Source organism: Segatella hominis, from assembly GCF_004535825.1.
Classification (GTDB): Bacteria; Bacteroidota; Bacteroidia; order Bacteroidales; family Bacteroidaceae; genus Prevotella; species Prevotella hominis.
This window is the reverse complement of the sequence record NZ_SGVY01000001.1, coordinates 177955-188626: the sequence shown is the minus strand read 5'-3', so window position 1 is coordinate 188626 and position 10672 is coordinate 177955. Positions and strand designations below refer to the sequence as shown.

The 10672-nt window shown below is 46.2% G+C and carries 7 protein-coding genes; 2 read left to right on the top strand and 5 right to left on the bottom strand.

Annotation, left to right across the window (positions count from 1 at the left end; genetic code table 11):
• Together EXN75_RS00760 and EXN75_RS00755 are read left to right on the top strand one after the other, a co-directional pair.
• Positions 1-662, top strand: a 662-nt coding sequence (locus EXN75_RS00760; RefSeq protein ID WP_134842406.1) for an IS982 family transposase, incomplete at its 5' end; no start/stop codon positions are given.
• A gap of 37 nt (positions 663-699) precedes the next feature.
• On the top strand, positions 700-2970 hold the full coding sequence (locus EXN75_RS00755; protein ID WP_134842405.1) for a leucine-rich repeat protein: 2271 nt from the start codon (positions 700-702) through the stop codon (positions 2968-2970).
• Between the two features lie 119 nt (positions 2971-3089).
• Here EXN75_RS00755 and EXN75_RS00750 read toward each other — a convergent pair whose 3' ends face one another.
• The 5 genes from EXN75_RS00750 to EXN75_RS00730 all read right to left on the bottom strand — a co-directional run bounded on the left by EXN75_RS00750 (position 3090) and on the right by EXN75_RS00730 (position 10628).
• Positions 3090-5336, bottom strand: coding sequence for an inorganic phosphate transporter (locus EXN75_RS00750; RefSeq protein ID WP_134842404.1), 2247 nt, complete (start codon positions 5334-5336; stop codon positions 3090-3092).
• A gap of 2 nt (positions 5337-5338) precedes the next feature.
• The gene (locus EXN75_RS00745; RefSeq protein WP_134842403.1) at positions 5339-6259 is read right to left on the bottom strand and encodes a Ppx/GppA phosphatase family protein; all 921 of its coding nucleotides are present in this window, start codon (positions 6257-6259) and stop codon (positions 5339-5341) included.
• A 12-nt stretch (positions 6260-6271) separates the two neighbouring features.
• Complete coding sequence (locus EXN75_RS00740) at positions 6272-8362, bottom strand: RNA degradosome polyphosphate kinase (RefSeq protein WP_134842402.1); 2091 nt, start codon at positions 8360-8362, stop codon at positions 6272-6274.
• Between the two features lie 62 nt (positions 8363-8424).
• The gene (locus EXN75_RS00735; protein WP_134842401.1) at positions 8425-9042 is read right to left on the bottom strand and encodes a leucine-rich repeat domain-containing protein; all 618 of its coding nucleotides are present in this window, start codon (positions 9040-9042) and stop codon (positions 8425-8427) included.
• A 287-nt stretch (positions 9043-9329) separates the two neighbouring features.
• The gene (locus tag EXN75_RS00730) at positions 9330-10628 is read right to left on the bottom strand and encodes an NCS2 family permease (RefSeq protein WP_134842400.1); all 1299 of its coding nucleotides are present in this window, start codon (positions 10626-10628) and stop codon (positions 9330-9332) included.
• Positions 10629-10672 lie beyond the last annotated feature (44 nt).

Below are 10672 nucleotides of genomic sequence, written 5' to 3'. Positions count from 1 at the left end.
AGTTCAATGACAGGCGAAAGTTCACTGCGGAACTATGTGAGAAGATTCGTAAGCGCATAGCGTCAAAGATGGATGGTGCAGAAGAATATTTCTGCATAGATTCCAAACCAATAGAGGTGTGTCGCTTATCCAGAGGCTTGCGTTGCAAGATGAAAGGAACAGACGTAACAAACTCTCCTGCATTTGGCTATTGCGCTACTCAGAAGATATACTACTTTGGGTATAAACTCCACGCTGTCTGTGGGTTAAGTGGAGTTATCCACTCGTATGACCTGAGTCCAGCTAATGTTCATGACATTCATTTTCTTAAAGATGTAAAGTTTCAATTCCATGACTGTTGCATCCTTGGCGATCGAGCTTACCTCAGTGCGGAACTACAGCAAGACTTGTTTTCTTCTGTAGGCATCAAGTTGGAAGTTCCATATCGCTTGAACATGAAGAATTGGCGACCAACATTTAAGCCTTATGCTAAGGCGAGGAAGAGAATCGAGACAAATTTCTCTCAACTTTGTGATCACTTCATGCTCTTCCGAAACTATGCTAAGCAAACACTAGGACTGTTTACCCGAATCATCGGGAAAATCAGCGCATTTACAGTCTTGCAATATATTAATTATGTAAACAACAGACCGGTTGGCAGGGTTAAGTATGCGCTAAATTAATTCCGCCAACGGGTTATCGTTTGTACAGGACAAATGTTTGTATACCCAAAATTATGGGGAATGGAGCATATCTGTTCCTGCTCAATTAAAGGGAAAACTGAATATCTCAGATAAGCTGACTTATTTAAACTTAGGTCCTCAGCAGTATCCGGGTGTAACGTCCTTGCACTTGAGCAAGTCGGTTAATGACATGGAATTATGGTATTCGACAAGTCAGTTTCCATCGCTTCTGTCTATCTCTGTAGATGCAGAAAATACCTCTTTCAGTACTGATCCAGAAGGAGTGATGCTGATTAAAAATTCAGAGGTGCAGTTCTTTTGTGCCGGTGTCAGTTCCATCAATGTTCCTGAGGGTGTGACTTCTTGCACTCTTTATTATGGCAGTTATCCAAATCTGAAACAGATTACGTTGCCTTCTACCGTCACGAATTTTAGTGTTCAGGATGCTCCTAATTTGGAGAAATTTGTCATGCCGGTAGCCAATAGCAAGTATAAGGTAGTTGATGGAGTCTTGTTTGATTTGAATAATAATGATTTTATATTGCCTAAAAAAGCGAAAGTGCTCGATCTGGCAGCTGCTGGTTGTCCGATGACTGATATCAATCTGACAGATTATCCATACTTGCAGAAATTGGTGACAAATGACAATGTAGAATCTATTTCTCTCTCTAATCTGCCAGGTCTGCAGACATTGGTAATGGGTAAGAATGTCAAATCTTTTGGTTTCAGGGATACGTATAACATCGCTGATTTTGAGATTAGCAGCGGGAATGAAACATTTTTCAAGGATGCCAATGGTGTCGTCATGGAACGTGACAAAAACTGGGAACCCGAGCGTCAAAACCTTTGCTATATTCCTGCTACGGTAAGCAGCTATTGTATTCCAAAGGATGAGGATATAAGTGAAGTAACATATGCAAGATGGCCAAATTTGAAGACGCTGACCATGGAAGAGCGTGAGCAGACTGATAATTATCAGCGTTATTTTATCAAGAATAATATTCTTTATAAGTCTTATTACGGTAATGGTGCCATTGCCATTGATGCACCTGGTGGAATTACAGATCTGACTTTCTGTAAGGAGATGGATCAAGTATATGACGTCTATGGGGAATCATGGCTCAATTTATTGTCTAAGGTACAGCGTATCAGTGTAGAGGAAGGTAACACTACCTTTAGTGTAGTGGGCGATTACTTATGTCAGAAAAAATATATGTACGGCTACACTGGAGAGAATGAGGGGGATCCTTATCAGTTGAAATTGGTCATGGCTAAGCCATTTACAGGAACCACGTTGTCCTTATTCACTACCTTGCCTGAAGGTTTCAGTACAGATTATCCATTTATGGGTATTTCTATCGGTAGTTATCTTTATGACAAAAACGCTCACATCAAAGAACTTATCATTGGAGAATATGTTATAGAGTCAGACCAGTGCTGTTTCAATGAATGTAAAAATTTAGAGAAGGTTACATTCTCAGGATATCAATTTACGCTTGGACACATGTCTTTCTACGGTTGTTCAAAGTTGAGTGATATTACTTTCCCTGAACAGTTGATCATGCCACATCCAAGTGCATTCTACAATACTGCCTGGTGGAGAAATCAGGAAGGCGATATGCGTTATGCCGGCAATACCCTTTATTATGTAAGCAATCAGGTAACAGACATAGATATTCCTCAGGGAACCTACTGCGTTTCTCAGGATGCTCTTAGAAATGCTTCTGAGGCCAAGAGTATTACGATTCCTGCTTCTGTGGGGCATTGGTATGATGAAAGCAGCATGCAGAAGGTAGAGGAGTTAACTATCAATGCTGATTACTTCGAAAATCTTGTCGATCGAGCATTTGTAAATTATTCTGGTCTAAAGAGGGTTATTTCGTCCCGCCCTTCTCCTATGTATTTTAAAGAAGAGAAAATCAACAATGTCTTCCCTTATGACCTTTCACAAGTGGAATTGATTGTACCGGATGATCATTATGAGATTGACGAGAAGACAGGAGAAAAGTATTGGGTTACTCCAAAAGCCGACTATTCTAAAGCTAATGAATGGAGCCGCTTCGGTAAGATTGTAGATAATACTACTTCCGGTATTGGTTCTGTTACTGCGGATAAGCCATTTTTGGCTGAAACTCGCTTTGCAGTACGTGGCAATGAGGTGGATGTCCTGACCAAGGGTGCTTGGAGTATTTTCTCTATGGCTGGCCAGCTTGTCAAGAGCGGTAGCGGAAATGGTTCTACGGTTCTGCCTTCTGGCATGTATGTCATCAAGGGCGCAGGTAAGGCTGCTAAGTTTATCGTAAAGTAATTTTTAATGAGAAATTAGAAATTAGAAATGAAAAATAAAAAAGAGGGTGTGTCATGGACTTTGACACATCCTCTTTTCATTTCTTATTCATTTCTCATTTCTCATTTCTCATTACTAATTTAGGCTTCCATGAACTTCTTGGCAGCTCTGAGCTGGTGTCTCATCACGCTCAGGAATTCCTGACTCTCCTGGAGAATGTTGAGATAAACCAAGGAAATCTGCATCAAACTATTATCCTTCATGTTCTGCAAGCGGTCGATGTGTTTCTTGCGAAGCACTGAAAGTTCATCCTTGCAGGCATCAGCCTCGGCGAGAATCTCACGATAGTTCTCATATCGGTTGGTCTCAATCTGTTCGCAACTCATCTTCATCAGGTCATTGATCTTCTGACGTACAGGAGCAAACTCGTTGATGTATTCAGCTGGCAAAGGATTGAAGTTGTTGTCCACGTGCTCCTTCACAGGGTCGAGCATACGGCGGAGAGAGTAGATGAACTGCTGGTTGCTGTTGGCGCCCAGATGGAACCAGGTGTTGCGCTCGATGGCAATCTCCATAGGAGAGCGTTTCAGACCGAGCATCTCCTGGCGGCGGAATTTCTTCAGCATGTCCTGCTCCTTCTTCAGTTCCTTGTTGGCATGGCGAAGATCACGGGCACTCTCGCTTGCAAGACCATCTACGATGAGATTGAACTCGTTCAGGGCGAATTTGCAAACGAAGCTCTGGGTGCGAGATACCTGGCGACGAAGCAAATCCCATACAATCTCTGGGTCGTGGGAGCGCATCATCAGCTGGAAGGTGGTGCCCTTGCTTTCCTGCTTAGCCTTCTTGTTGTACTTGATATTGCTGCGGATGAGCAAGAAGATAACAAGAATCATGAAAGCACTCTGAACGAGGATGCCACCGAAATGCATGGTGAGACAAACGATGGCGCAGGCTGCGAAAGCAACACCGGCTGTGATAAACCATCCACCGATCACACTCAATACACCAGTAACACGGAATACGGCACTCTCACGGCTCCAGGCTCTATCGGCAAGTGAAGAACCCATTGCCACCATGAAGGTAACGTAAGTGGTAGAAAGAGGCAACTTGAGGTTGGTACCGATGGTGATGAGCATAGAAGCAAGTACCAGGTTGACTGCAGCACGAACTACATCGAAAGCAGCACTCTCTTCGAGTTCTACTGCATTCTTATCAAAACGGGAATTGATCCATCTTTTCAAGGAATTTGGCAGATACTTGTTGAGCCAAGAATCTGTAGCCTGACAGTTGCGCACGATGACACGGGCAACAGAAGAACTGCCAAACATCTCATCGCCTTCATCCTGACGGCTCAAATCTACAGAAGTCTTGATCACATTCTGTGCCTTCTTAGAGGTTGCCATTGCAACAATCATCACGAAACCGGCAGCGAGAAGATAGACAGGAGTGGTCTTGGCACTCTCCATCAATGAGGTCATCATAAAGCTGTCAGGTGCAGCTCCGTTGGCATTTGCCATATAGTCGTTGTAAGAAGAAAGACCAGCCAGAGGCACACCGATGAAGTTGACAAGGTCGTTACCTGCGAATGCCATAGCCAGGGCAAAGGTACCCATCAGAACGGTGAACTTGAAGATATTGACGCGGCAGAGGTGGAGAAATTCCATCACGATGGCAGAAACCACGAAGGTAATGACAAGCAGCAACCCGATGTTCTGGTCGATAAAGTCGCGCCACTCACTTGGCAGATACGGACTCTTGCCAAGACCCTTCATGAAGATGAAGTAGGAGAGGGCAGTGAAGGCGATTCCACCAAAGATAGCGATGGAATAGCGGGAATGTTTTCTGTAGTTGAACGTAAAGACGATACGGGAAATCCACATCACGAGCGCACCGAAAACAAAGGCGATGATGACAGACGAGAAGATACCCATGATAACCTCCAGAGCCTTGTCGCTGTTGAGCAGAATGCCATAGTTGAGGCTGTCGTCACCGATCATCTTGAGGGTGGCAAGGATGAAAGCACCTCCTAACAGCTCGAATACCAATGACACGGTAGTAGAGGTAGGCATACCTAAGGTGTTGAACACATCCAGTACGATGACATCAGTTACCATAACAGCCAGGAAGAGCGTCATCACTTCTTCAAAGGTAAAGTGGTCCGGACTCATGATGCCATGACGGGCGATGTCCATCATTCCTGATGACATGATAGCACCGAGAACCACACCGCAGGAAGCGATGATCAGCACCGTGCGAAACTTAGCCACCTTAGCTCCGATGGCAGATTGCAGAAAGTTGACAGCATCATTGCTGACTCCCACAAAAAGATCAAACACTGCCAGACAGAGCAGGAAGATCACAATACATAAATAAATTGTACCCATATCTAATTTCTCATTTGTAATTTCTCATTTGTCATTTCTAATTTCTCATAGAGTCCATCCACGATACTGTCGGCAAGTGAGATGTTCGGCACCATGATGGTGTCGCATTCCAGATACTCGCATGCCTGGATGAAGATTTCGGCAGCAGGAATGATGACATCGGCACGGTCTTCCTTCAGCGAGAAGGAAATCTCACGTTCTTCGATGCTCAGCGGCTGCATCATCAGGTAGAGGCGCTTCAGTTCGCTGATTGACAGTTCCTTGCCATTCGTCTTGTTGTGGCGGGCCAACTTGTTGAGCTTGTTGATGTTTCCACCAGAACCGATGATGCGGATATTGCCATATTCCTTGGCATATCTGCAGAGGTTTTCCTTAAACTGTTTTTCAGTATCAGCCGTCACCTTCCCGCTCAGCATTCTCAGCGTACCCATGTTGTAGGAGAAACTTTCAGCCAGCGTTCCGTCGTGGATGATGGAAACCTCGGTGCTTCCACCGCCCACGTCGATATAGGCAAAGTTGCCCTCGTTGGAGTCGGTCTTCTCCACCAGGTTGTTGTAGAGCAGTTTCGCCTCCTCCTGTCCTTTGATAATCTCGAGTTTGATGCCGGTCTGCTTTTCTATTTTCTTCAGCACCTTCTTGCCGTTTTCTGCATCTCGCATGGCAGAAGTGGCACAGGCACGGAAGGCATCCACATCGTTGAGCTTCATGAATTGCTTGAATCCCTTCATCATGTGGAGCATCATCTTCTCCCTTTCCTTGGAAACCTTGCCGAGGGTAAACACATCCTTACCCAGGCGCAGCGGAATGCGGATGAACATGATTTTCTTGATGCGGTCTTCCTCGCGTGGTGCTTCCGGATCAAATCGCTTGATGAGTAGTCTGGCTCCGTTGGAACCAATATCGATAGCTGCTAATGTTGTCATTACAATTACTTTTTATGATTCTTTTATTTCCTCCTGATAGGCTTTATATAATTCCTCCTGGCTTCTGAATTCAGGACCTTCTACGAACTCGTTGTTTCCCTTGCCGTCCACGATGCGGCCGTTTGCGGTATCTCTCATGCCGTATGATACGGTGCGGAGCAGGTCTGCCTGCATATCCTCGTCATATACTGGGGTGAGCACCTCGATGCGGTTGAGGAGGTTTCTCGGCATCCAGTCGGCAGAACCGATGAAATATCTTGGTTTTCCGCCATTAGCGAAGATGAGGATACGGCTGTGCTCCAGGTATCTGTCGATGATGCCCACGCAGTGAATGTTCTCGCTGAGGTTGGCGATGCCCGGCACGAGCGAACAGTTGCCACGTATCACGATGTCTATCTTCACTCCAGCCTTGGAAGCCTGATAGAGTTTTGCCACCATGTCGGTATCGGTGATGTGGTTGATTTTCATCTTCACCCAGGCCTCCTTGCCCTCGTTGGCATTCTTGATTTCCGTATCCAGCATTCTGAGGATGCGGCTCTTCATGGAGTTAGGAGAAACGAGCAGTTCGTTGAAACGGAAAGGCGAGAAAGGACGGTCGATGAAGTCGAACACCTTAGCCACCTCATTCACGATTTTCTGACGTGCCGTCATCATCAGATAGTCAGTATATATCCTGGCATTTCCCTCGTGGAAGTTACCCGTTCCGATGCAGGCGATATTGCCCTTCTTGGATTCGATATAGAGCAGTTTGGAGTGAATCTTCAATCCCTCCACACCGAAGATAACGTTGACGCCTTCCTCCTGCATGCGCTTGCTCCACTTGATGTTGCTCTCCTCGTCGAAGCGGGCGAGAAGCTCCACCACGGCAGTTACCTTCTTGCCGTTGCGTGCCGCAGTAATCAGGGCCTTCACCACCTTGGAGTCCTTGGCCAGACGGTAGAGTGTAGTCTTGATGGCTTTCACCTCTGGCTTGATGGCAGCCTCGCGCAGCACACGGATGTAGCCGTTGAAACTGTGGTAAGGCACGTGGATATAACGGTCTTTCTGACGGATCTGGTCGAGAATGCTCTCGTTGGAGAGGAACTCCGGTTTCATGATAGGCGTCCACTTCTCATATTTCAGTTCCTTGTGTCCGCAGTCCGGGAAAGACATCAGGTCCTTGTGGTTCTGGTATCTTCCGCCCGCAAGCGAAGCATCCAGCTCTTTGGTGTTCAGCCGCTCTCGCAGTTTCTTCTGCAAGTCCTTCGGCATTTCCCGGTCGTAGATCACGCGCACGGCTTCCCCCTTCTTTCGGCTGTTTACACCCAAGGCAATCTTCTCCATCGTACCGAAGTCAGCATCATTGTCCATCTCCATTTCCGCATCCTTGGTAAACTTGAAGGAATAAGCACGGTAAGAACTCTCCTTGAATCCGAGGAAAACTAAGGGCAGACAGTAGCGAATCACGTCGTCCAGATACATGATGTTGTCGAATCCGTCGCTTGAAGGAATCTTCACCCATCGGCCATACACACGGTCAGGCACCTTCACCACGGCATATTTCTTCTTGCCCTTCTTGTCGTCTTTCTTTTTCTTGCCCTTTTCTTCCTCGTCATTATTTTCCATTTCTGTCTTTTCGATGGCGAGGTAGATGCGGTTGTCCTCCAGGGTGGAGAGGTCGTCTATCTCGTTGAGCCAGATAGGATTGACAGAGCCGTTGAGCTTGTCGTAGAAGAACTGTGTGAGGAAGTTCTTCTGCTCATCGTTGAGATTGGCTTCGGTGACAAGTCGAACTTTGTGAACTTCAAGTTCGCGGAAAACCTGATCCACCGCTTCAGTGTATTCTTTCGAGTAAGATTCATTGAGTTTATTGATCGTTTTGAGAGACTTTTTGATTTGCGCTTCCATATCCTTGGTGAGGTTGCGGTCGGTCATGCGGTTGAGCGAAGCCACACGTACACGGAAGAACTCATCGAGGTTGTTGGAATAAATGCCGAGGAAGGAGAGACGTTCGAGCAATGGAACAAATTCCTTCTTGGCTTCCTGCAGAATGCGGTGGTTGAAGTACATCCAGCTCACGTCGCGTTCTACGTATGCTTTTTTAATAATTTCTTCTTTGGTCATAAACTTTTGGGTCGATATTGTTTTATGATACTATGTATGATAATAAGTTAGTGAGAGAAATATCAGGCTTTTACCTTCTTCTTCTCAGGCTCTTTGGAATTTTTCTTTTCTGCCATTTCAGTAACGACGAAATCAGTATCCCCATCGATGAAGTGGAGAGCCTTGCGGAAAGTTTTGCTGGCACCGGCAGGCACAATGATATCGTGGAGAAGATCGCAGTCATCAAAAGCATGACGGCTCAGTTTGGCAGGAACGCCGGCAAAAGTCACCTTCTTGAGTTTGTCGCATTCTGCAAAAGCATATCCCCTTACTTCCTTGACACCGGCAGGGATATAAACGTTATCCAGTTCATCACAATCATAGAAAGCATCGTGCTCTATTTCCTTCACGGAGTTGGCTATGATGACATTCTTGAGTTGTTTCTTGCCACGGAAAGCCATTTCACCAATGACGGTCACACCCTCAGGAACGGTGAAACTTGCCTCATTACTCATGCAATAGATGAGTCGCTTCTTGTCTGCAGTATAAACAGCCTCTCCATCATAGTCGAAGTCATCACTGTCAATCTTCTGAAGGGCGAGGTTGAGCACTAAGCTCTCAAACTTATCGTCCTTCTTGCCTTCTTTCTTGGAACTCTTTTTCTTGAGAATCTCCAGAATTGCTTTCTTGTTCTCTTTCATTTCATTATAATGTTAAGTATGAATGCCTTCTCTTGTTTCTATTGTGCCAACAAGCAGGAAACATATATTTCTTTTCGGGTGCAAAGGTACGACGATATTTTGAAAGTGGTGGTGCAAAGCGCATTACGTGTTTGTGACGATTATGTTACAAGGTAGTATTGTATGTTACAGATAGGTTACAAAGAGGTCGGGGGGATAAAAAAATCCGGTTAGAACCCCATGAGTTCCAACCGGATCTGTTCATTATATAGTTAGGATTATTATCTAAACCGTATTTTCATCTCTGTTTAGATGAAGATATATTTCAGCACGAAGAGGATAGCCAATACCCACATGGTGATGCTCAGCCTCTTGAAGTTTCCGCAGCAGGCGTTGATGGCCACATAACTGATCATACCGCAGAGAATACCATCAGAAATACTGTAGGTGAGCGGCATCATGATGATGGTGATGAAAGCAGGGATAGACTCTGCATAGTCGTTCAGGTCGATGTCTTTGATAGGCGACATCATATACAGACCCACGATGACGAGCACAGGAGTAGTTGCTGCAGAAGGAACTGACAGGAACAGTGGTGCGAAGAACAGGGCCACTAAGAAGCACATGGCAGTAATGAAGGCAGTAAGACCCGTACGACCGCCCTGGGCAACACCCGAAGCGCTCTCCACATAGGTGGTAGTGGTACTTGTTCCGAAGCAGGCACCAGCCACGGTAGCCACGGCATCCGCCATGAACGCCTTGTTGAGTCCATGGATTCTTCCGTCCGGTTTCATCATGCCCGCTTTGGTGCAGACGCCCACGAGTGTGCCCATCGTATCAAACATATCGATGAAGAGGAAGGTGAAGACGATGATCACCATATCGATGGAGAAGACCTTGGAAAAATCAAACTGGCAGAAGATAGGTGAAACCGAAGGTGGCACATCTACCAGTCCGTGTATTTCCGTGATGCCCATAGGAATGCCGATGAGCGTAGTAGCGAGAATGCCGATGAGCAGGTTGCCAGGCACTTTCTTGATGACGAGCACGCTGGTCAGGATGATGCCGATAACGCCGAGCAGGGCAGAGCCTTCGGTGATCTTACCGATGGTGACGAAAGTAGCCTCATTGGCAGCCACGATACCTGCATTCTTCAGACCGATGAAGGCGATGAAGAGGCCGATACCAGCACCGATGGCACGTTTCAGGGAAGCCGGAATAGCATCCACCATCATCGAGCGGATACCGGTAGCGGAGAGGATGATGAAGATGAAACCTTCGATGAGAACAGCCGTGAGTGCCATCTGCCAGGGATAGCCCATAGTGAGACAGACCGTGAATACGAAGAAGGCGTTCAGACCCATGCCAGGAGCCAGTCCGAAAGGTTTCTTGGCATAGACCGCCATCACGAGTGTACCCACAATGGCAGCCAGTACGGTGGCGGTGAACACTGCGTGTGTATCCATGCCCTGAGCGGCGAGATGACTGAAGATGTTAGGATTAACGGCCAGGATATAGGCCATGGTGAGGAAGGTGGTGATACCCGCAGCCACCTCCGTTTTCAGTTTGTTTTGAGCTGGGTCAAAACCGAATAACTTTTGCAACATGTTGTTAAAAATTAATATGTGTTTAGAAATTTGCTGCGAAATTA

What these genes read in the sequence shown, in the direction of transcription:
- EXN75_RS00750 (WP_134842404.1), bottom strand. Translation starts at nt 5,336, where the DNA reads ATGGGTACAATTTATTTATGTATTGTGATCTTCCTGCTCTGTCTGGCA.
- EXN75_RS00745 (WP_134842403.1), bottom strand. Translation starts at nt 6,259, where the DNA reads ATGACAACATTAGCAGCTATCGATATTGGTTCCAACGGAGCCAGACTA.
- EXN75_RS00740 (WP_134842402.1), bottom strand. Translation starts at nt 8,362, where the DNA reads ATGACCAAAGAAGAAATTATTAAAAAAGCATACGTAGAACGCGACGTG.
- EXN75_RS00735 (WP_134842401.1), bottom strand. Translation starts at nt 9,042, where the DNA reads ATGAAAGAGAACAAGAAAGCAATTCTGGAGATTCTCAAGAAAAAGAGT.
- EXN75_RS00730 (WP_134842400.1), bottom strand. Translation starts at nt 10,628, where the DNA reads ATGTTGCAAAAGTTATTCGGTTTTGACCCAGCTCAAAACAAACTGAAA.